The organism is Allosalinactinospora lopnorensis, from assembly GCF_000981225.1.
In the GTDB taxonomy this organism is placed as follows: Bacteria; Actinomycetota; Actinomycetes; order Streptosporangiales; family Streptosporangiaceae; genus Allosalinactinospora; species Allosalinactinospora lopnorensis.
In genome coordinates, this window is sequence record NZ_LAJC01000004.1 from 37,645 (window position 1) to 59,686 (window position 22,042).

Consider the following 22,042-nt stretch of genomic DNA (forward strand, 5'->3'; position numbering starts at 1 on the left):
ACGGGACAGGGTTCGCCCCGCGCGGGTTGTAGGGATCGGCGGGCCGCAGCGGGGTCAGCCCGGCAGAACGCAGGCCGGGGCGGGGATCATGAGGCGGTGCCCCGTATCGGCCGGTATCCCGGTTCCCGGCTGCAGTTCCAGTACCGCGAGGCTGTCCGAGTCGTGGTTGGCGGCGACGATATGGCCGCGCTCGCCGGCCCGGCCCTCCAGTAGCGCGAAGTGCCTCGGAGTCCCCCCGCCCGTCGGGGTCTCGGCGAGGTGGCGCAGAACAGAGCCGTTCTCGGTGACCTCGAAGACCGCGATGGTGTCGGGCCCGCGGTTGGAGACATAGAGCCGGGTGCCGTCGGCGGACAGTGTGATCTCCGCGGGATGGTTCCGCTCCCCCCGCACCGTGGTGGCCGCGGTGTCCGCCACAGGCGTCGCGGTCGCTGTCACGGGATCCCAGCGGAGCACGTGGATCCGGGAGTCGAGTTCCCCGGTGACATAGATGTGCCCGCTCGGGTGGACGGCCAGATGCCGCGGCCCGGTACCGGGAGGCAGCCGCGCCGCTACGGCGGCGCCCGCCTGGACACCGTCCGGACCGAAGGCGTAGCAGCGCAGTTCGTCGGTGCCCAGATCAGCGACCAGCAGGTGCCGCCCGCCCGGAGCCGGTCGGACACAGTGGGCGTGCGGCCCTTCCTGGCGCTTCCGATCCGGCCCGCTGCCGCTGTGCGCCAGCAGTGTCTCCCGCTCCCCTGGCGCGCCGCCGACCGTGACCGGGTGCACGCTGACACCGCCATCGGCGTAGTTCGCCACGACCACGTACCGCCCGGACGAGTGCGCGAGCAGATGGCACGGCGATCCGCCACCGGTCGGGGCCGAGCCGAGTTCGCTCAGTCTCCCGCCGGCGTCGACCGCGAATCCGCTCACGCCGCCCCGCTGGGCCTCGTTGACCGCGTAAAGCCGCCGGCCGTCCAGGGGAGCCGCCAGGAACGACGGCCCGACCGTGTCCGCTACGACTTCGCCGCCGGAGAGCTCCCCTGTCCCCGGGTCGAACCACACCCGGTAGATTCCCGCCCCCGCACCGGTCGGCTCGGAGCCGGAGGTATAGCTCCCGATCCACAGCAACCGCAGCCCGGTCATACTCCCCCTTCGCCAGGACGGGCCCAGGCGGTCGCTCTCCGCGGGCGGCGGCACCGCGCCCTTTCCGGTCCCACAAGTGCCCGAACGTACCAGGGGGCACGCCGCGCGCCGGGACACGCCACTCCCGCGCCCCGGGATGCCGACATTCCGGCCCGGGTTCCTCGGCGTGCGCGCCGTTCCGTCCGGGAAGCAACCGGCCCGGCACCGGTGCGGAGCCGGCCGGTGTCCTGCGGGCAGCACAGAGGCCCCGCGGAGACGTTGTCTTCGCGGGGCGCACGTGTGCGGCGAGACGGGCGCTCGCCGTCGGGGTCGGGAAGGCCGCGCCCTCCCCCCGTCATCCGACCAGTTCGCCGGACTTGGGGCGGGAGAGTGCGTACTCCAGGAGGCAGGTCAAGACACCGCCTGAGGAACGGCGGTCGCGGGCGTCGAAGTCGATGATCGGCACCCCGGGACCGATCTCCAGCGCCTCGCGGACCTGCTCGATCGTGTAACCGAGCTCACCGTCGAACTTGTTCAGTGCCACGACGTAGGGAATCGTCTGGTGCTTCTCGAAGTAGTCGACCGCGTCGAAACTGTCGGCCAGGCGGCGGCTGTCCACCACGATGACCGCCCCGACCGCGCCCCGGACGATGTCGTCCCACATGAACCAGAAGCGGGCCTGCCCCGGTGTGCCGAACATGTACATGATCAGCTCTTGGTCCAGGGTGAGCCGCCCGAAGTCCATGGCGACGGTCGTGGTCACCTTGTCCGGGGTGACCGTTGTGTCGTCGTGCTCCCTGCTGGCCTCGGTCATTACGGCTTCGGTCGACACCGGGGGGATCTCCGAGACCGAACTGACGAGCGTGGTCTTGCCCGCGCCGAAACCTCCGGCGATGACGATCTTGGTGGAGACCAGTGACGTGGAGCCGGGGGAATTATTGGAAGAGACGTTCGAGTCCACGGAGCGCCCTCTCCAGAACTTGGTTTTCTGACGGACTGTGGCCGGTGATGGTGGGGTGGATGTAGACGTGACCCTGATCGGCCAGGTCGCTCAGCAGTACCTGGGTCACCCCCATCGGAATCTTCAGTTCGGCGGCGATCTCGGCGACCGAACGCGTCTCTCTGCACATCCGATAGATGTTCTGCGACTCCGGTAGAAGGTTCGTCGGGGGCGTCGCACCGGCGTCCGCAACCGAGACCAGGGTCTGCACCATCAACGGATGGCGCGAACGGGTCCGACCGCCCGTGAAGGTGTACGGCCGGATCCGAGCGCCTTTTCTCCTGCGATAACTCATAGCGGTGGCAACCTCTTCGTGCTCCGATGCGCGCCCCGTGGTGGAGGGGCAGAGTAAGGCTGGGGGGACATCACGGGGCCATGACCTCGCGCAGCTGGGACCGAAGTTGCGGGGTGAGCGCGTGGCCCGCGCTCTCCACGAGAAGCGTCATCTGGTAGGCGACGATCTTCATGTCGCTTCGCCTGAGGTCAGCACCGCCAGCGATGAGCCGTCGCTGATGGACATGACGAACAGGTAGCCGTTCTGCATCCGCAGGATCAGCTGCTCGGTCTCCCCCTTGGCGAACATCTTGGAGGTTCCCTCCGCCAGGCTCTGCAGTCCGCTGGCGATCGCCGCGAGCTGCTCGGCGTGCTGCTCGGGGAAGTCGCGCGAGGAGGTGAGCAGCAGGCCGTCGGAGGAGACCACGATCGCGTGCTCGACCCCTGGTACCTCGGAGACGAAGTTGGAGATGAGCCAGGCGAAGTTCTCAGCGCTCTCACTCAAGCGATTATCCATGTCCGTCCAGATTCTCGTTCGGTGTGTTCAGGTACGCGTGGGCCGTTCATTGCGGATCTAGTCATCGGAACTCGCCGCCTGCTGTTGCCCTTCGATGAATCCCTCCAGGTCAGCGCGAATGCGCTCGGCTCTGTCGGCACCGCTGTCCGACTGTTCTTCGGACTGGCCGGCAGCCGTGTCGTCTTCGCTGGAGTTCGCTTCCTCCGGAGGAGCCATCGGAACGGGAGCTGTGTTCCTGTGGGCACTGCGGCGCGGCAGGCCAGCCGAGGTCACTGGCGACTGCGACGACTCCATGGCGCTGCTGTCCTCCTGCACTCGGGGGGAAGGAGCAGGCTGTTCCGGGCTGGAGCCCTGCGCCCGCGAAGCGGTCGCCGCGGACCGCTGGCCTGCCGAGGCCGACTGCTTGTCCGGCTGCGCGGACGACGCGGCCATCGGGTGCCGGCTCGGTTCGGAAGCCGGGCGGGGCCCGGTCGTGGTGTAGAGCTCGGCCGGCAGCACGACGTGTGCGCTCACACCGCGGAACGCACGCCCTTCGAGCTGCACCTCGACCCCGTACCGGTGGGCGATCCGGCTGACCACGTAGAGGCCCATGTGCCGCATGACCTCTTCGTCGAGAACCGGTTCACCGCGAAGCCGGTCGTTGAAGGACTCCAACTGCTCCGGGGGGATACCGATCCCCTCGTCCTCAACGGTGATCAGCAGCCGCCCACCGGGCATCGCCTGGGCGCTGATCACAACTTGGGCGTGGTCGGGGGATTTCTCCGTCGCGTTGTCCATGAGCTCGGCCAGCAGGTGGCTGATGTCATCAGCGGCGTTGCCGGAGACGAACAGCTCCGGTAGCCGACCGAGCTGAACCCGCTGGTACTCGCTGATCTCAGAGATCGCCGCGCGGGCGACGTCGAGGAGCGGAACCGGTTCGGTGGACGGATCGCCGGTGTCCTGGCCGGCGAGGACCAGGAGGTTCTCGCCGTTGCGCCGCATTCGCGTGGCGAGGTTGTCGATCTTGAACAGCTTTCCGAGGATCTCGGGGTCCTCGCTGCTGTCCTCCATATCCTCGACGATCTCGATCATGGATTCGACGAGGGTGAGATCGCGCATGGCCAGACCGGCCAACGTGGCCGTGACCAGCTTCTGCTGCTGCCCGTTGGATTTCGAAGCGGGCTGCGGCTCCGGCTCGGGTTCCGGCTGAGGGGCCGCAGGCGGTGGCTCAGGAGCGGCCTGCGGCGGCGCGGTGGGCGGGGCCGCCGCCGGTTGGGGAGCGAACGACTGCTGCCACCCCGTCTGGTAGGGAGCGTACTGCTGTCCGCCCGGTTGCTGCGGGGCGTACCCCTGGGGGTGCGCGTACCATTGCGATGCCCCGTATTGTTGCTGGTAGTACCTCTGGGCTGCTTCCCAGTCCCATTGCTGGCCGCCGTAGGGCGGATACGCCCCGTAGGGCGGAGGGACAATGGGGGTGGCGGGTGGCTGTGCGGCTGCGTAGTGCCCGGGAACGCGCTTCCTACCGATCCCGATTCTGTTCAGGAACCGGCGCCACCGTCCACCCCGAGGCGCGGCCGGGGCGCTATTCTCCGCTTGCATCATGGGGGCCAGGGGGTGATCCCCGTGATCAGCGGACGACGGTGCATGTGCCACAGCACATCTCCTCGATACAAGGGATTGACTAGTGACGGTTACCCGGCGGTGGGTTGACCTGTGTTTCACGACGGCCCGACGGATACGAGGGGTCATGTTCCGCCCTCCGGCCATCCGGAGTCCGTATCACTCCGAACGGCTGGTATGCGAGCCGCTTTCCATTCCGCCAAGTAACAGCCGAATCGGCGGTCACGCTAGCACAGAACCCTTAACCCAGAAGGCATTTCCAGCCCTCTTACGGGCCAATTACGACGTTCTCCCCCATCACCTCGCGGACCGGCCACGATCGCGCACCGCAGAAGGCACACACCCGCCTTATGTGATTTACACCACTCCTTGGATCCGGGTGGCCGGATTCCGGGCCCGAGACCCTGATCCTGCGGTCACTCAGCTCCGTGCGGCCTCGACGGCCCGGAGAATGCGCTTGTCCGAAACCGGGTAGGCGGTGCCGATCTCTTGCGCGAAGTAGCTGACGCGAAGCTCCTCCAGCATCCAGCGGATCTCGACGACGTCGGGGGCCGCGGCGCGGTCGGGCCCCAGCGACGACACGAGCTTCTCCCAGGTCTGACGCATCTGCTCGACCTTGGCCATGTTCACCTGGTCCCGGCGCGGGTTCTCCGGAAGCTTCGCCACCCGGTATTCGATCGCACGGAGGTAGCGGTGCAGATCAGGAAGCCGGTGGCGCCCCGCTTCGGTCACGAACCCCTTGTGAACCAGTCCGGCGAGCTGCCCCTGGATGTCGTTCAGCGACGGCAGGACCGCCAGGCTCGTGGTGCCCTTCAGCTTCCGCTGCACCTCGTGGGCCTTGGCGAGCACCCGGGTCACTTCGGACACGACGCCCGCGAGGGTGTCGGCGAGCTCGGCCCGGACGTACTCCCGCAGCTTGTCGAACGCTTCGGCGTCCCAGACGACCGCGGAGGCGCTTCGCGCCGCGCCTGCCCGCTGCCCGCCACCGTCCTCACCCGCTTCGGCCATCAGCGCGTCGACGCTGCACAGCAGGCAGTCGTCCATCAGCGCCGGGATACCGCCGTGCGGGTTGTGGCTGAGCGCGAGCTTGCTTCTGTTGTCGAGGCCGCGCCGGACCAGCGGTTCCGGTGACGGGATCCGCAGCAGGAGCAGCCGCCGCACACCCGCCCACATCGACGTCCGCTGCTCGTCCTCGGTGTCGAAGATCCGGATCGCGACGCTGTCGCCCTCGTCGACCAGGGCCGGGTACCCTTTCACGGTCGCACCGGCCGACCTGCGTTCGAAGGTCTGCTGCAGAGGGCCGAAATCCCAGTCGGTCAGCCCCTCCTTCTCGATGCCCGCGGCCTGCTCCGAGATCGCCTCCTGCAACCGCGGTTTGAGCTGCGCGCGCAGGTCGTCGAGGCACTTGCCCTCGGCCAGCTTCCGGTTCTCGGCGTCGACGGCCCGGAAGGTGATCCGTAGATGGCCGGGAACCGTGTCCAGCCGCCAGCTGTCGGACGGCACCCTCTCGCCGCTCATCCGGGACAGTTCCCTCGCCAGCGCGTCCTGCAGCGGTTCCTCGTACGGGGTGAGCCGGTCGAGGACCGCCTTCGCATGATCGGGGACCGGCACGAAGTTGCGCCGGACGGGTTTGGGCAGCGAGCGGATCAGCGCCGTGACGAGCTCCCCCCGCAGTCCCGGGATCTGCCAGTCGAAGCCGTCCTCGCTGACCTGGTTGAGCACGGTGAGCGGGATGTGCACGGTGACGCCATCGGCCTCGGCCCCCGGTTCGAACTGGTAGGTCAGCGGGAAGGTGAACTCCCCTTGGCGCCACACATCCGGGTAGTCCTGCTCGCTGATCTCGTCGGCGCCCTGGTTGATCAGCATCGACTTCTCGAACGAGAGCAGGTCGGGCTCGCTCCTGCGGGCCTTCTTCCACCACGTGTCGAAGTGCGCGGCGGAGACCACCTCCGTGCCGACGCGGTCGTCGTAGAACTGGAAGAGCGTCTCGTCGTCGACCAGGATGTCCCGGCGGCGCGCCCGATGTTCCAGGTCCTCGACCTCCTCCAGCAGCCGGCGGTTCTCGTGGAAGAACCCGTGGTGCGTGTCCCAGTCCCCCTCCACCAGGGCGTGCCGGATGAACAGCTCCCGGGACGTCTCCGGGTCGATGCGGCCGTAGGGCACCTTCCGCCCGGCGACGATCGGCACCCCGTACAGCGTGACCCGCTCGTAGGCCATGACCGCGCCCCGCTTCTTCTCCCAGTGGGGCTCGCTGTAGGTGCGTTTGACGACGTGCCGCGCCAGCGATTCGGCCCACTCCGGTTCGATGCGGGCGACCACGCGCCCCCACAGCCGGGACGTCTCGACCAGTTCGGCCGCCATCACGTACCGGGGCTGCTTCTTGAACAGTGAGGAGCCGGGGAAGATCGCGAAGCGGGCGCCGCGCCCGCCCAGGTACTCGTGCTTCTCCGGGTCCTTCAGCCCGATGTGCGAAAGCAGGCCCGCCAGCAGGGAGATGTGCACGTTCTTCGGATCGGGGGCGGCGCTGTTGAGCGTGGCCCCCATGCCCTTGACCACCTGCCTGAGCTGACTGTAGATGTCCTGCCATTCGCGCACGCGCAGGTAGTTGAGGAATTCCGAGCGGCAGAGCCGGCGGAACTGGTTGCCGGACAGCGCCTTCTGCTGATCCTGCAGGTACTCCCACAGGTTCAGGTAGGACAGGAAGTCGGAGTTCTTGTCCGCGAAGCGGGCGTGTTTCTCCGTGGCCGCCTGCTGCTTGTCCACCGGCCGCTCCCGCGGGTCCTGGATGGACAGTGCCGCGGCGATGATCATGACCTCGCGGACGCACCCGTTGTCCTCGGCCTCCAGCACCATGCGCGCCAGCCGCGGGTCGATCGGCAGCTGCGCCAGTTTCCGGCCGAGCGGAGTAAGGCTCCGACCGGTTTCCTTCCCGGCCGGATCGAGCGCGCCGAGCTCCTGCAGCAGTTGGACGCCGTCTTTGATCTGGCGGTGGTCCGGACCGTCGACGAACGGGAACCGGGCGATGTCGCCGAGTCCCAGCGACGCCATCTGCAGGATGACGGAGGCGAGGTTGGTCCGCAGGATCTCGGGGTCGGTGAACTCCGGCCGGGAGAGGAAGTCCTCCTCCGAGTACAGCCGGATGCAGATGCCCTCGGCCACGCGCCCGCACCGGCCCTTGCGCTGGTTGGCCGACGCCTGGGAGACGGCCTCGATCGGCAACCGCTGGACCTTGGTGCGGTGGCTGTAGCGGGAGATGCGGGCCGTTCCCGGATCGATCACGTACCTGATTCCCGGGACGGTCAGCGAGGTCTCGGCGACATTGGTGGCCAGCACGATCCGGCGCCCCTGGTGCGGGGCGAACACGCGGTGCTGTTCGGCGGAGGAGAGCCGGGCGAACAGGGGGAGGATCTCGGTGTCCCGGAGCCGCCGCCTCTCCAGGGCGTCGGCGGTGTCGCGGATCTCCCGCTCCCCGCTCAGGAAGACCAGGACGTCGCCGGGCCCCTCGCCCTGGAGCTCGTCGACCGCGTCGCAGATCGCCTGCGTCTGATCGCGATCCGGCTCCTCGTCCTCGTCGGCGATCGGCCGGTAGCGGACCTCGACCGGATAGGTGCGCCCGGAGACCTCCACGACCGGAGCATCGCCGAAGTGCCGGGAGAAGCGCTCGGGGTCGATGGTGGCCGACGTGATGATCACCTTCAGGTCCGGGCGGCGCGGCAGCAGCTGCTTGATGTAGCCGAGCAGGAAGTCGATGTTCAGGCTGCGCTCGTGCGCCTCGTCGATGATCAGCGTGTCGTACCCGCGCAGCATCCGGTCGTTCTGGACCTCCGCCAGCAGAATGCCGTCGGTCATGAGTTTGACGAGGGTGTCGTCGCCGGAGCGGTCGGTGAAACGGACCTTGTACCCCACGGTCTCGCCGAGCGGCGACGACAGCTCCTCGGCTATGCGTTCGGCCACGGTGCGCGCGGCGAGTCGGCGCGGCTGGGTGTGGCCGATGGTGCCCAGGACACCCCGCCCCAGCTCCATGCAGACCTTGGGCAGCTGGGTGGTCTTACCGGACCCGGTCTCGCCGGCGACGATCACGACCTGGTGGTCGCGGATCGCCTCGGCGATGTCGTCCTTCCGCTGGCTGACCGGCAGCGCCTCGGGGTAGCGGATCTCCGCCGGCACGGCCGCGCGCCGCTGCTTGACACGCTGTTCGGCCCGCTCGATGTCGGAGGTGATCTCGGCGATGACGGCCGCCCGCTTGCGCTCGCCGCGCACCTTCTGCAGCCCGTCGACACGGCGGCGCAGCCGGTGCCGGTCGGCCGGCATCAGCTCGGGCAGTCGTGCGCGGAGTTCGGAGAGTGGGGATTTCACCGGCGACGTTTCCATACAGTGCAAAGGATAAGAGTGCGGGCAAGGGGTTTTCCCGCGCATCGGGCCCGGCGTCCGCGCCGGCGGCCCCAGCTAGTAAGGAAGCGGATGCGGATCCGCGGAAATTCCCGGCGCGGAAGACTTGAACCCGGACCCCACTCCGACTTCTAACCTGAATTCATGCAGACTGGTCAGGTCGCCGAGACCTACACCGTCGCCCAGGTCGCCGCCCGGGCAGGGGTTGGCCCTGACACGGTCCGGTACTACGAGCGGACGGGGTTGCTGCCCGCCCCCGCCCGTACGTCCGGGGACCACCGCCGCTACGGCGAGGCCGCGGTGGAACGGCTGCGGTTCATCCGCGGGACGCAGCGGTTGGGGCTGCGGCTGGCCGAGATCCGGGAGCTGCTGGTCCTGCGCGACACCGGGGTGTGCCCGTGCGAACCGGCCGAAGGGCTGCTACGCCGGCGTATCGCCGAGATCGACACTGAGGTCGAGCGGCTGTCCGCGCTGCGCGCGGAGCTGGTGACCACGTTGGAGCAGCTCGGCCCGGACTGTCCGGCTCCCATCTCCGAAACCTGGTGCCCGCCCGACCGCGCAGACACCGGAGGGAGGTGACCGTCATGTGTCCTTGCTGCTCCGACCCCGGCTGCGAGTGCTGCGACCGCTGTGACTGCTGCTGACTCCGCTGAACCCGTGTTCCCGGGGCCGCCGCCCGGACCGGATCCGGGCGGCGCCGGGAACACCCCGGTCGTCAGGACACGCGGTCCGCGGGCCCGGACTTTATGGTCTCGATGAACTCGCCCAGCTTGTCCTCGGGCAGGTGCTGCGCGAGATCGGCCTCGCTGATCATGCCTACCAACTGGTGCTCCCGGATCACCGGCAGGCGCTTGATCCTATGCTGCTTCATCTGCCGGAGCACGTCTTCGATGTCGGCGTCCGCGTCGACATAGAACGGTTTGCCGGCCGCCATCTCGGAGACGCGGCACTGCGCCGGGTCCTTGTCCTCGGCCAGGCACTTGATCACGATGTCGCGGTCAGTGAGGATCCCGTGCAGCCTCCTGTCCTCCCCGCAGATGGGCAGGGCACCTACTCCAAGATCGCGCATCCTGCGCGCGGCCTGGTTCACGGTCTCGTTCTCGTCGGCGCACTCGGCGCCCTTGTGCATGATCTGCGCCGCACTGGTCATGTGGACTCCCCCCTTGAGTGTCCGCCCTGCCGTTCCCGTTCACTGCCGTCCGCGGCGGCAGGGCCTGATGGTGAGTCCTCTACCCACAATCCGCGCGGCACATATATGACTGTTGTCCGTCCACGTCGCCCCATGTCAGAGAAGATGCGGCGCACCAGCCGACCGGGCGGTCGCCGGCCGGTCGGCCAGCCAGTAACGCCGCCGCTGGAACGGGTAGGTGGGCAGGTCGACCGGCCGGGCTCCGGGAAACAGGGTGGCCCAGTCGACGGCGACACCATGGGTGTGGGCCAGGGCCAGAGCGGTGATCAGGGACCGCGGTTCCGGGTGATCGCCGTGAAGGAGCGGGATGACCTCCGCCGGAGCCGCATCGGTAGCGGTACCGGCGCCGCCTCCTGCTGGTCGGCGTTCCACGCCCACCGGCACAGGCACGGCGTGCGGGCCGAGTTCGAGAAAGGCACCGACCCCTTTGTCCCGGAGCCGGCTCAGGCCGTCGCCGAAGCGGACGGTTTCGCGGAGATGCCGAACCCAGTGGGAAGGGTCGGTGGCCTCTTCGGCGGTGAGGATCCGACCGGTGCGGTTGGAGACGACCGGGATGCTCGGGGGCCGGAACGACAGGCCGCGGGCGACGCGGTGGAAGTCGTCGAGCACCGGCTCCATCCGGTGCGAGTGGAAGGCGTGGCCGACCCGAAGCCGGGCGGTCTTCGTTCCGCGTTCCTCCCATTCGCGGGCGACCTCGACCACGGGGTCGTTGTCGCCGGAGATGACGGTCGCTGTCGGCCCGTCGACAGCGGCGACCGCGACACCGTCCGTACGCCCGGCCAGGGATTCCCGGACGGCGTCCTCGGTGGCCTGGAGAGCGACCATCGCGCCACCGGGCGGCAACGCCTCCACAAGGCGTCCCCGGGCCGCGACCAGGGCGCACGCGTCTTGGAGGGAGAGGATCCCGGCGACGTGCGCGGCGGCGAGCTCGCCGATGGAGTGACCCATGAGGTACGCGGGAGCGATCCCCCACTGTTCCAGCGTCCGGTACAGGGCGACCCCGACGGCGAACAGCGCCGGTTGGGTGAACCCGGTCCGGTCCAGCAGGACCGCGTCCTGCGATCCTTCCGGCGCGAACATCACCTCGCGCAGTGGGCGCTCCAGCAGACCGTCAAAGTAGGCGCAGATTTCATCGAGTGCCTCCGCGAATACCGGAAACGCCTTGTAGAGCTCGCGGCCCATCCCCGGGTGCTGACTCCCCTGGCCGGTGAAAAGGAAGGCGGCGCCTCCCGGGTCGCTGGGAACGAGGCCCTGCACTGTGTTCGGCGCCGGTTCTCCCTCGCCGAGCGCCCGCAGCCCTTCGAGTAGCTGTTCGCGTCCACCGGCGATGACGGCGGCGCGGTGCTCGAAGTGGGTACGGGTAGCGGCCAGGGAGAACCCCACATCAGCGATGCCGGCGTCGGGATCTTCCCGCACGCGTGCGTACAGGCGCCGCGCCTGGGCGCGAAGGGCCGCTTCACTGCGCCCGGAGACCAGCCACGGCAGCTCCGGCGCGACGCCCGCGCTCGGCGCCGGAACACCACTGCCGGCCTCGTCTCGCGGCGGCGCCTCCTCCAGGACGAGATGGGCGTTGGTCCCGCTGATCCCGAACGCGGATACCGCGGCCCGGCGGGCGCGCTCCGTCTGCGGCCAGGGGTTGGTCTCGGTCAGCGGCCGTACCGTTCCCTCGGACCAGTCGACGTAGGGCGACGGCCGGTCGGCGTGCAGGGTCTTGGGCAGGGTCCGGTGCCGGAGTGCCATGACCGTCTTGATGACCCCGCCGACCCCGGCGGCGGCCTGAGCATGGCCGATGTTGGACTTCAGTGTGCCCAGCCACAGCGGACGGTCGTCGGGCCGGTCCGGGCCGTAGACCGCCATGAGCGCCTGGACCTCGATGGGATCGCCCAACGGGGTGCCGGTCGCGTGGGCTTCAACGGCGTCGATGTCCGCAGGAGTCAATTCGGCGGCGGCCAGGGCCTGACGGATGACCCGCTCCTGGGACGGGCCGTTGGGAGCGCTCAGCCCGTTCGAGGCGCCGTCCTGGTTGACGGCACTGCCGCGGATCAGGCCCAGGATCTGGTGCCCGTTGCGCTGGGCGTCGCAGAGTCGTTCGAGAAGGAGCACGCCCGCCCCTTCGGCCCAGCCGGTGCCGTCGGCCTCGGCGGCGAAGGACTTGCAGCGGCCGTCCGCCGCCAGGCCGCGCTGCCGGGAGAACTTGACGAACACCTCGGGGCCGGACATCACGGTGACGCCTCCCGCGAGCGCCATCGCGCATTCCTGCTGTCGCAGCGCCTGGCAGGCGAGGTGCAGTGCCACCAGTGAGGAGGAGCAGGCGGTGTCAACGGTGACCGCCGGCCCTTCCAGGCCGAGGGTGTAGGCGACCCGGCCGGAGATGACGCTTTCGGCGTCCCCCGTGACCAGGTAGCCCTCGAAGCCCTCCATCGCCTCGTGGACCCGTGAGCCGTAGTCCTGGGCCATCGCGCCGATATAGACACCGGTGCGGCTTCCCCGTACCGATGCCGGGTCGATGCGGGACCGTTCCAGCGCTTCCCACGCGACCTCCAGCAGTACCCGCTGCTGCGGATCGGTGGCCAGCGCCTCACGCGGCGAAATATCGAAGAACCCGGCGTCGAAGTGGCCGGCGTCGTAGAGGAAGCCGCCTTCGCGGGCGTAGCTCGTACCGGGCTGGTCCGGGTCGTCGGCGAACAGTTGGTCCAGGTCCCAGTCCCGGTCGGCCGGGAATTCGGAGACGGCGTCGGTTCCTTGCGCGACCAGGTCCCACAGCTGTTCCGCAGATTCCACCCCGCCCGGGAACCGGCATCCCATCCCCACGATCGCGATGGGCTCTGCGGCCCGTTCCACGAGCCGCTGGTTCTGCTCCCGCAGGCGTTCGTTCTCCTTCAGGGAGGAACGCAGCGCCGCGACGAGTCTGTCGTTTTCGGTCGTCATCTCAGAGTTCACCGCCCTCTCCGTGGGCGTCGTCGCCCAATGCCAAGCCGACAAGATCGTCGACCTTCATGGCGTCGATCGAGTCGGCCGCAGTACCGGGATCCGCTCCCGCCGCCCCGCTGTCGCCGCGGGCGAGATCCAGCAGCGCGTCCAACAGGCCGGAGTCGCGGAGCCTGCTCAGCGGGATCGACTCCACCGCCCTATGTGCTTCGTCCTTCTCATCGCCGTCTTCGGCCGTGGCAGCGGGCTCGGGAGCCAACCGCCCGTGCAACTCCCGAACGACCTCCCCAGGGGTTGGGCAATCGAAGAGGAGCGTCGCCGGCAGCCGCAGCCCGGTCGCCGCGCCGAGCCGGTTGCGGAACTCGACAGCGGTGAGCGAGTCGAACCCGAGCTCGGTGAATGGGCGGCCGGGTGAGACCGCGTCGGGAGTGTCGTGCCCCAGGACCTGGGCGGCGTGCGCACGGATCAGGTCGAGTAGGGCGCGGTCCCGTTCCGCCCCGGTCATGCCCGAGAGCTGCCGGGCCAGGTCGGGGGCTTCGGTCGGCGCGGAATTCGCGACAGGGCGGGCCGGGCCGGGCACCAAGTCCCGCAGTACGGAGGGAGGCGGCCCGTCCTGGGTCGGGGGCGCCTGTGTGTCCAGGTGCGCTGTGACCACGTACGGGCGGCCGAGGTCGTAGGCCGCGTCGAACAGCGCCAAGGCGTGCGCGGAGGACATGGGGACGAGCCCGGACCGTCGCATGCGGGCCACGCCCGTATCACCGAGGTGGCCGGTCATACCGCTGGCCTGCTCCCAGAGCCCCCAGGCCAGTGATGTGGCGGGCAGACCGCGGGAGATCCGGTGGTGGGCGAGCGCGTCCAGGAAGGTGTTGGCCGCCGCGTAGTTGCCCTGTCCCGGGCCGCCGATCGTGCCCATGGCGGAGGAGAAGAGGACGAAGGCCGCCAGCGGCCGGTCGGCGGTCAACTCGTGCAGGTTGAGTGCCGCGTCGATCTTGGGGCGCAGCACTCGATCGGTCTGGTCCGCGCTCAGGGAGGCGATCGTGGTGTCGTCCAGCACTCCCGCCGCGTGCACCACGGCTGTCAGTGGGTGCTCGTCGGGGATCGACGCCAGGAGCGCGGCGAGTGCGTCGCGGTCGGCGGCATCGCACGCCTGAACAGACACCCGGGCCCCCAGTTCCGTCAACCCGGCCCGCAGCTCCGCTACCCCTTCGGCGGCGTCGCCCTTCCGGCTGATCAGGAGAAGGTTCCGGACCCCATACGCGGTCACCAGGTGCCGGGCTACAAGGCCCCCCAGAGTCCCGGTTCCGCCGGTGACGAGGACGGTGCCGTGGGGGTCCAGGGGCGTCCCCGCAGCGCCGGCGCCTTCCGGCGGCTCAGCGGCCGTTCGCGCACCGATCCTGCTCAGACGGGGGGCGTAGATGTCTCCGTCGCGCAGGGCGAGCTGCGGTTCGTCCGCCGCCAGTGCCTGCTCCAGCAGCGCCGCATCGTGCTCGGAGACGACTTCCGGCCCCACATCGTCGAGATCGAGCAGGACCGACCGCCCGGGCTCCTCCGACTGGGCGGAGCGCACCAGGCCCCAGATGGGAGCCTGCGCCAGCCCGTGGACTTCGTCACCGGGCCGCACCGCGACGGCTCCCCGGGTGACCAGCACCAACCGCGACGCGGTGAAACGCTCGTCGGCCAGCCACGCCTGGAGGGTGTTCAGCGTTTGCAGCGTGGCCGAACGTACCGCCTGCGCGTCCTTGGCGGCGCCGACCACCGGGCACGGCGCGAACACCGCGTCGGGGACGGGAGCGCCCGCATCGATCGCTTTGCCCAGGGCGGCCATGTCGGGATAGGCGTCTCCAGCGCCCATCCCCGCGCTCTCCGTCCCCAGTGAAGCCCATTGGCCGCGTGCCGGCTCCGATTGCGGCCGCGGGACCGGCACCCAGTCCAGCGCGAAGAGCGAACCCCGCGCGCGAGAGCGAACGGCGCCGATCTTCTCGACCGCCACCGGCTGCATCACCAGCCTGTCGACCGACGCCACAGGCGCGCCCGCGGGATCGGTGACGAGCAGGGACGCGCTGTTCTGCCCGGTCGCGGATATGCGCACGCGCGCGGCGAGGGCGCCGGTGGCGTGCAGGGAGACACCGCTCCAGGCGAAGGGAAGCTGGATCGGCTCGTCAGTGGAGGCCTGAGCGAGTCGGAGCGCGTGGAGCGCCGCGTCCAGCAGCGCCGGATGCAGACCGAACGAGGGGGCCTCGTCCTGTAGTTCCGGGGGCAGGGCGAGCTCGGCATAGACGTCCTCGCCCCGCTGCCACGCGGATCGAAGCCCGCGGAACGCGGGTCCGTAGGCGTAGCCCATTCCGGCGAGCCGCTCGTAGCCGCTGTCGAGGTCGACCGGCAGCGTGCCCGCGGGCGGCCACGGGAGCAGGGTGTCGTGCGGAGGTGTCTGACCGGTGCCGCTGAGCACACCGATGGCGTGCCGCTGCCACCGGTCCCCGGTCGCGTCCTCCCCTCGGGAATGCACGCTGAAGGCGCACCGGCCGGACCCGTCCGGTGGCCGCACGACCAACTGGAGTTGGACGCCGCCTTGTTCCGGAAGAATCAGCGGCGACTCGACGACGAGCTCGTCCACTTTGGCGCATCCCACTTCGTCGCCTGCCCGGATGGCGAGTTCGGCGAACGCGGTGCCGGGCAGGAGGACGGTGCCGGCGACGGCGTGGTCGGCCAGCCACGGATGCGTCTGCAGCGACAATCGGCCGGTCAGCAGCGCACCACCGCCGTCGGCCACCTCGGATGCGGTGCCCAGCAGCGGATGCTCGGCAGGGGCCAGGCCGAGGGTGCGCGCGTCACCGGCCCCCTTAGGCGCATTGAGCCAGTAGCGCCGGCGCTGGAACGGGTAGGTCGGCAGATCCACGCGCCGGGCCCCGCTCCCCTGGAAAAGGCGTCCCCAATCGACCGGGGCGCCCTGCACGAACGCCTCAGCGGCCGATCTCAGCAACCGCTCCTGGCCGCCCTCGTCACGGCGCAGCGTCCCCACCGCCGTACCGGCGGCACCGGCGTCCTCCAGGGTCTCGGTGATCCCGCCCACCAGCACCGGATGCGGCCCCACCTCAATGAAGAGCTCGTGGCCGGCATCGCTCAGGGCCCGAACCGCCGACTCGAACCGCACCGTGTGCCGCAGACCCCGGTACCAGTACCCGGCGTCCAGCGGCTCGCCCTCCAGCACCCCGCCCGTGAGACTGGAGTAGAACGGGACCTCCGGTTCCCCTGGGGCGATCCCCGCCAGCTGCTCCAGAACCCGTTCCCGGATCGCCTCGACGTGCGGCGTGTGCGAGGCGTAGTCGACATCGATCACCCGAGCCCGGACCCCCTCGGCTCGTACTCGGCCACCAGGTCACGCAGCGCGTCGGGCTCGCCCGCCGCCACGGTCGACACGGGACTGTTAACAGTGGCGAGGTGGACGCGCCCGTCCCACTGCGCCAGACGCTGCTGAACCCGCTGCGCCGGGAGTGCGATGGACGCCATCCCGCCGCTTCCGGCAAGGGCGGCCACCGCCTGGGAGCGCAACGCCGCGATCGTCGCCCCGTCCCGCAGGGACAACACCCCCGCCACGCACGCCGCCGCGATCTCCCCCTGCGAATGGCCGACCACCGCCGCCGGCTCCACCCCCATCGAACGCCACACCTCGGCCAGCGAGACCATAACGGCCCACAGCACCGGCTGCACGACCTCCGCCCGTTCCAACGAGGGAGCGCCCGGCTCACCCCGCACCACGTCAAGCAGCGACCAGTCGACGAACGGGTCCAGCGCCTCGGAGCACGCCGCCATCCGCTCCGCGAACACCGGCGAGGTCTCCAGCAGCTCCCGCGCCATCCCCGGCCACTGGGTCCCCTGTCCGGGGAACACGAAGACGACGCGCTGCGAGGTTCCAGCGGCCCCCCGCACCACATCGGCCTTCGGCTCCCCGGCAGCCAACGCGGCCAGGCCGTCCAGGAAGCCGTCACGGTCCCGGGCCAGCACAACCGCCCGGTGATCGAACGTCGAACGCATCGTGGCCAGCGACATCCCGACATCGGCCGCCGCCATCGCCGGGTCGGCCGAAACCGCCTCACTCACCCGCTCGGCCTGCGCCTGCAGCGCCGTCCCCGACCTTGCGCAAACAACCCACGGAAGAGGTCCCCCGCCCATGATGGCCCCCGAGACGGTGGTCGTCTCGGTGCCGTCAACGGCGGATTGCTCGGCCGGGGGCTCCTCGATGATGAGGTGGGCGTTCGTTCCGCTGATACCGAAGGAGGAGATCGCCGCCCGGCGCGGTTCTGCACCGCCCGGCCATTCCACCGGCTCGGTCAACAGCGCCAGCGCCCCCGCAGACCAGTCCACCCGCGGCGACGGCTCATCGACGTGCAACGTCGGCGGCAATGTCCCGTGCCGCAACGCCTGCACCATCTTGATGACCCCGCCCACGCCCGCGGCCGCCTGCGTATGCCCGATATTGGACTTCAACGACCCGAGCCGTACCGGCCGATCCGACGGCCGGTCCCGCCCATACGTGGCCAGCAACGCCTGCGCCTCGATCGGATCCCCCAGCCGCGTGCCCGTCCCGTGGGCCTCCACCACATCGACATCGCCCACTGACAACCCGCCGTCAGCCAGCGCCTGCCGGATCACACGCTGCTGGGAGTGGCCGTTCGGCGCCGTTAGCCCATTCGACGCCCCGTCCTGGTTGACCGCGCTCCCGCGCATCACGGCTAACACTGTGCGCCCATGCCGGCGAGCATCCGACAGCCGCTCAACCAGCACCAGTCCCACGCCCTCGCCCCAGGCCGTGCCGTCCGCGGCCGCCGCGAACGCCTTGCACCTGCCGTCCGCAGCGAGCCCGCGCTGCCGGCTGAATTCCACGAACATTCCGGGAGATCCCATGACGGCGGCACCACCCGCAAGAGCCATCGTGCACTCGCCCCGGCGCAGGGACTGGACGGCCTGATGCAGCGCGACCAGCGACGAGGAGCACGCGGTGTCGATGGTGAGTGCGGGCCCCTCAAGACCGTAGACGTAGGAGATCCGGCCGGAGGCGACGCTCACGGTCCCCCCGGTCAGCCGATATCCGCCCGAGTCCTCGGTCTCCTCGTGCTCTTCGTACAGGCGTGGGCCGTAATCGGCCGCCATCGCACCGACGAACACCCCGATCCGCCGGCCTCGTAACCCGTCGGCGACGAGACCGGCCCGTTCGAACGCCTCCCACGACGCCTCCAGGAGCAGCCGCTGCTGGGGGTCCATCGCCGCGGCCTCCCGCGGGCTGATCCCGAAGAAGGCGGCGTCGAACTCATCGGCCTCGTGCAGGAACCCGCCGTGCCGGGTGGCCGAGCCCCCGGATTCCATGCGGCCGGGGCCGTGCAGTGCGTCGAGGTCCCAGCCGCGGTTCGTGGGGAACTCCGAGATCGCGTCCGTCCCCTGCTCGACCAGCCGCCACAGCTCCTCCGGGGAGTCCGCGCCGCCGGGATAACGGCAGCTCATGGCGACGATGGCGATCGGCTCTCCCAGATCGCCGGCAGCCTCGGGGGCGTCTTCGGATGCGGGGGCGACCTCTCCCAGAAGCTGGACGCAGAGGTGGCCGGCCAGATCCTCGGGTGTGGGGTGGTCGAACAGCAGTGCCGCGGGCAGCCGCAGCCCGGTGGCCTCGGCCAGCCGGGTGCGCAGCTCCACGGCCATGACCGAATCGAACCCCATGTCCCGGAACGTCTGCGTGGTCCGGATCTCCTCCGGCGAGTCGTGTCCCAGCACGATCGCCGTATTCACCCGCACCAGCTCGTGTACGGTCTGCTCCTGCCGTGCTTTGGGCATCTCCAGCAGGCCTCGGATCGGCGCCTGCTCCCCTTCGTCTTCGCCGTCGTCGGCCTCGGCTCCATCGGACGGCCGTGCGCCGCCGTCTGCCGCGCCCCGCGGCGCGTCGACCACGCCGTTCGCGGGCGCCTCGAACCAGTGGCGCCGCCGCTGGAACGTGTAGGTGGGCAGATCCACGACCCGTCCCCGACCCTCGAACACAGCTCGCCAGTCGACGTCGACGCCGTTGACATACAGCCCTGTGAGTGTGGCGGTGATCGAGCGCTCTTCAGCACCGTCGCGCAGGCCGGGCAGGAATACCGCACCAGTGTCGCCGCACGCCTCGTGCCCCATGGTGGCCAGGGCGCCGCCGGGCCCGAGCTCGCAGAACACCCGGGTGCCCTCGTCGTGCAGGGTGGCCACACCGTCGGCGTACCGGACCGGCCGCCGGACATGCTCCACCCAGTAGTCCGGCGAGCAGAGCTGCTCGGCCGTTGCGAGCCGCCCTGTCAGCGTCGACACGATGCGCGGACCACGCGGGGCCTCGAAGGTCAGCTGCTGAGTCTCAGCGCGGAACTCCGCCAGGACCGGTTCCACGAGCGGAGAGTGGAACGCGTGGCTGACCTTGAGTCGCCGGATCTTGTGGTTCCGGCGGGCCAACTGCTCCGCGATCCCGCTGACCGTCGCCTCCTCACCGGAGACGACCACGGACTCCTGACCGTTGACCGCGGCGATCCCGGCCCGCCGGCCCTGGCCTTCCAGGAGGGGAAGGACATCCTCCTCACTGGCCTGCACCGCGATCATCGCCCCGTTCGGACACTGCTGCAGCAGCCGAGCACGCGCTGCGACCAGCGCGCATGCGTCGGGCAGCGACAGCACCCCGGCCACGTGGGCTGCGGCGAGTTCGCCGATGGAGTGCCCGGCGAGATGAGCTGGACACACCGACCATGACTCCATCAGCCGGTACATCGCAACGCCCAGCGCGAACAACGCAGGCTGGGTGTACTGAGTCTGATCCAAGAGGGCAGCGTCGCTTGAGCCCTTCTCGGCCCACATGACATCGCGGAGGCTTCTGGGCAGCCGTCCATCAAGTTCGGCGCAGACATCGTCGAACGCCCGGGCGAACACGGGGTACAGCTCGTGCAGTCGCCGTCCCGCCCCCACCTGTTGGGAGCCCTGACCGGGGAAGAGGAAGGCGAGCCCTCCCTCGGAAGGGGATCCGCGCACCACTCCCGGTGCGGGTTCTCCTTTCGCCAGAGCTGCCAGGCCGGCGAGGAAACCGTCACGGTCGGCGGCGACCACGCCCGCTCTTCGCTCGAACATCGAGCGCGTGGTGGCCAGTGAGAACCCCACATCGGCGGGTTCGAGTGCGGTGCCGGCTGAGATGAACGCGTGGAGCCGTCCGGCCTGCGCGCGCAGCGCCTGCTCGTTCTTGGCGGAGACGAGCCAGGGAAGGGTCCGCGCGGGCTCCGGGTTGTCGGCGCTCTCCTTGGGAGCGCAGCCGTTGCCCACCGCCGGCGGTCCGGCCAGCACCACATGGCAGTTGGTTCCGCCCATACCGAACGACGAGACTCCGGCGGTCAACGGACGTTCTCGCTCCGGCCACGCCCGCAGCTCGCTCTGAACACATAAGCCCAGTTCGTCCAATGGGATGCGGGGGTTGGGCGTCTCGAAGTTCAGGCTGGGGGGAAGCTCCCGGTTCGCGATGCTCAACACCGCCTTGAGGAGACCCACGATCCCCGCGGCCCCTTCCAGGTGACCCACGTTGGTCTTCGCCGACCCCACCGGGAGCGGGGATCCGGACGGTCTCGCGGCGCCCAGCACCGCTCCCAGAGCCGCAGCTTCCACCGGGTCACCGGCCGGTGTCCCGGTCCCGTGCAATTCGACGAAGTCGAGGGCGCGCGGTTCAACTCCGGCGCGTAGACACGCCTCCCGCAGCACCTGTTCCTGTCCGCGTTGCCCAGGCACCGTCAGGCCCTCGGTAGCACCGTCGTTGTTCAGCGCGCCGCCCCGGATGACGCAGTAGACCCGATCGCCGTCGGTCTGGGCCTGGTGCAGCGGCTTGAGAATCACCGCCCCGCCGCCTTCGCCTCGGACGTAACCGTTGGCGCGCGCGTCGAATGTGTGGCAGCGCCCGTCCGGCGAGAGTCCACCGATCTTGGCAACGCGTGCCGTGGCCTCGCCCGCAATGTTCAGGTTCACCCCGCCCGCAATGGCCAGCCTCGATTCGCCACGGCGCAGGCTCTCACATGCCATATGCACGCTCACCAGCGAGGAGGACTGGCCGGTGTCCACAGTGAGGCTGGGCCCGTGCAGCCCCAGGGTGTAGGACACTCGGTTGGCGAGCATGCTGCGGTGCAGGCCGGTCATGCTGTGGTGGGTCACGGCCTCCACTCCGTAGCGGCTCTGCATTGCTGCATAGTCGTCGGCGATGGCGCCGATGAACACGCCCGCCTGGCTGCCGTGCAGCTCATCCGGCGGAATGCGAGCGTCCTCCAGGGCCTCCCACCCCAGTTCCAGCATTAATCGCTGCTGCGGGTCCATCGCCGCGGCCTCTCGCGGGGAGATACCGAAGAATGCGGCGTCGAAGTGGTCGATGTGATCGAGGAAACCGCCCCGCCGGGGGCCGGACGAGTCATCCGTTGAGCCGACATCCTCCCACCTGCCGGCCGGCGGGTCCGTTATCGCCTCCCCGCCCTCTCTCAACAGGTTCCAGAAATGCGCCGGACCGGAAGCACCCGGTAGGCGGCATGACATACCGATGACCGCGATGTCTCTGGTCGACGCAGCCGACTCCCCGGATTCGGAAACGGCGAATTTCAGATAAACCGGCAACACGTTTTACCACTCTCATCACTACTCATCCACCGAGGTATAGAGAATGCAAAATCCGGATCCGAAGCCGTTCGAAACAGCTTCCCAGAACGACTTTCAGCAAGGCCGGACACTCGCTCCGATTCGGAACGGCGGCCAGAATTGAAAATTCTTCTGCAACCTCCGCGTCCGTTCAATTCCCGTCAGTCTCGGACACGTCGAAGACGGCTCGACAGGGCGGATCGGCGGACACACGCGAATGCGGGCTCCTGCCGTGATGACGATCTCCTAACCAGGGCCTGGCGGCGCGGTGGAACGGGGGATTCAACACGTGGCTGTCGCGGCGGGATCACATGCCTGGAGGTCTGGCCAAAGGCGGAGCTGGGCATTGACGACGAACACTCAAAAGCGACAAAGCGGATTTTTAAGA

The 22,042-nt window shown here is 69.5% G+C and carries 9 protein-coding genes and 3 pseudogenes; 1 reads left to right on the top strand and 11 read right to left on the bottom strand.

What is annotated here, in order from left to right; genetic code table 11:
* Window positions 1-54: 54 nt before the first annotated feature.
* The 6 genes and pseudogenes from VS93_RS02590 to hrpA form a co-directional block, all read right to left on the bottom strand.
* A complete protein-coding gene (locus VS93_RS02590; RefSeq protein WP_046468411.1) occupies window positions 55-1,122 on the bottom strand; it encodes a lactonase family protein in 1,068 nt (355 codons plus the stop codon).
* Window positions 1,123-1,456: 334 nt separating this feature from the next.
* Window positions 1,457-2,062: a GTP-binding protein gene (locus tag VS93_RS02595; RefSeq protein WP_394298782.1), complete on the bottom strand. Its 606-nt coding sequence runs from the start codon at window positions 2,060-2,062 to the stop codon at window positions 1,457-1,459.
* On the bottom strand, window positions 2,037-2,396 hold the full coding sequence (locus VS93_RS02600) for a DUF742 domain-containing protein (protein ID WP_082126565.1): 360 nt from the start codon (window positions 2,394-2,396) through the stop codon (window positions 2,037-2,039). Before VS93_RS02600 ends, VS93_RS02595 begins: the two co-directional genes overlap by 26 nt.
* Before the next feature lie 70 nt (window positions 2,397-2,466).
* Window positions 2,467-2,891 (bottom strand): annotated as a pseudogene (locus VS93_RS02605) (roadblock/LC7 domain-containing protein).
* Between the two features lie 57 nt (window positions 2,892-2,948).
* The gene (locus tag VS93_RS27555) at window positions 2,949-4,523 is read right to left on the bottom strand and encodes a sensor histidine kinase (protein WP_162231628.1); all 1,575 of its coding nucleotides are present in this window, start codon (window positions 4,521-4,523) and stop codon (window positions 2,949-2,951) included.
* A 387-nt stretch (window positions 4,524-4,910) separates the two neighbouring features.
* A complete protein-coding gene (gene hrpA / locus VS93_RS02615) occupies window positions 4,911-8,861 on the bottom strand; it encodes an ATP-dependent RNA helicase HrpA (protein WP_046468413.1) in 3,951 nt (1,316 codons plus the stop codon).
* A gap of 162 nt (window positions 8,862-9,023) precedes the next feature.
* Between hrpA and VS93_RS02620 the strand changes: the two genes are divergently transcribed.
* Window positions 9,024-9,458 (top strand): MerR family transcriptional regulator, encoded by a 435-nt coding sequence (locus tag VS93_RS02620; RefSeq protein ID WP_046468414.1) that lies wholly within the window; start codon window positions 9,024-9,026, stop codon window positions 9,456-9,458.
* A 136-nt stretch (window positions 9,459-9,594) separates the two neighbouring features.
* On the opposite strand, the gene VS93_RS02625 is transcribed toward VS93_RS02620, so the two are convergent.
* From VS93_RS02625 to VS93_RS30930, 5 genes and pseudogenes are all read right to left on the bottom strand, one after another.
* The gene (locus VS93_RS02625; RefSeq protein ID WP_046468415.1) at window positions 9,595-10,029 is read right to left on the bottom strand and encodes a CBS domain-containing protein; all 435 of its coding nucleotides are present in this window, start codon (window positions 10,027-10,029) and stop codon (window positions 9,595-9,597) included.
* Window positions 10,030-10,164: 135 nt separating this feature from the next.
* Complete coding sequence (locus tag VS93_RS32810) at window positions 10,165-12,996, bottom strand: type I polyketide synthase (protein WP_052745479.1); 2,832 nt, start codon at window positions 12,994-12,996, stop codon at window positions 10,165-10,167.
* A 1-nt stretch (window position 12,997) separates the two neighbouring features.
* Entirely contained in the window at window positions 12,998-14,995 is a 1,998-nt protein-coding gene (locus VS93_RS33200) for a type I polyketide synthase (protein WP_394298784.1), read from the bottom strand.
* Window positions 14,993-16,851, bottom strand: a pseudogene (locus VS93_RS33205) (acyltransferase domain-containing protein); the annotation flags it as partial. The pseudogene VS93_RS33205 and the gene VS93_RS33200, both read right to left, overlap by 3 nt.
* Window positions 16,852-16,974: 123 nt before the next feature.
* A pseudogene (locus VS93_RS30930) lies at window positions 16,975-21,570 on the bottom strand (beta-ketoacyl synthase N-terminal-like domain-containing protein); the annotation flags it as partial.
* Window positions 21,571-22,042 lie beyond the last annotated feature (472 nt).

Coding starts and splice junctions, on each gene's coding strand:
- VS93_RS32810 (WP_052745479.1), bottom strand. CDS start 12,996: ATGACGACCGAAAACGACAGACTCGTCGCGGCGCTGCGTTCCTCCCTG.
- VS93_RS02625 (WP_046468415.1), bottom strand. CDS start 10,029: ATGACCAGTGCGGCGCAGATCATGCACAAGGGCGCCGAGTGCGCCGAC.
- VS93_RS02620 (WP_046468414.1), top strand. CDS start 9,024: ATGCAGACTGGTCAGGTCGCCGAGACCTACACCGTCGCCCAGGTCGCC.
- hrpA (WP_046468413.1), bottom strand. CDS start 8,861: ATGGAAACGTCGCCGGTGAAATCCCCACTCTCCGAACTCCGCGCACGA.
- VS93_RS33200 (WP_394298784.1), bottom strand. CDS start 14,995: ATGCAGCCGGTGGCGGTCGAGAAGATCGGCGCCGTTCGCTCTCGCGCG.
- VS93_RS02600 (WP_082126565.1), bottom strand. CDS start 2,396: ATGAGTTATCGCAGGAGAAAAGGCGCTCGGATCCGGCCGTACACCTTC.
- VS93_RS02590 (WP_046468411.1), bottom strand. CDS start 1,122: ATGACCGGGCTGCGGTTGCTGTGGATCGGGAGCTATACCTCCGGCTCC.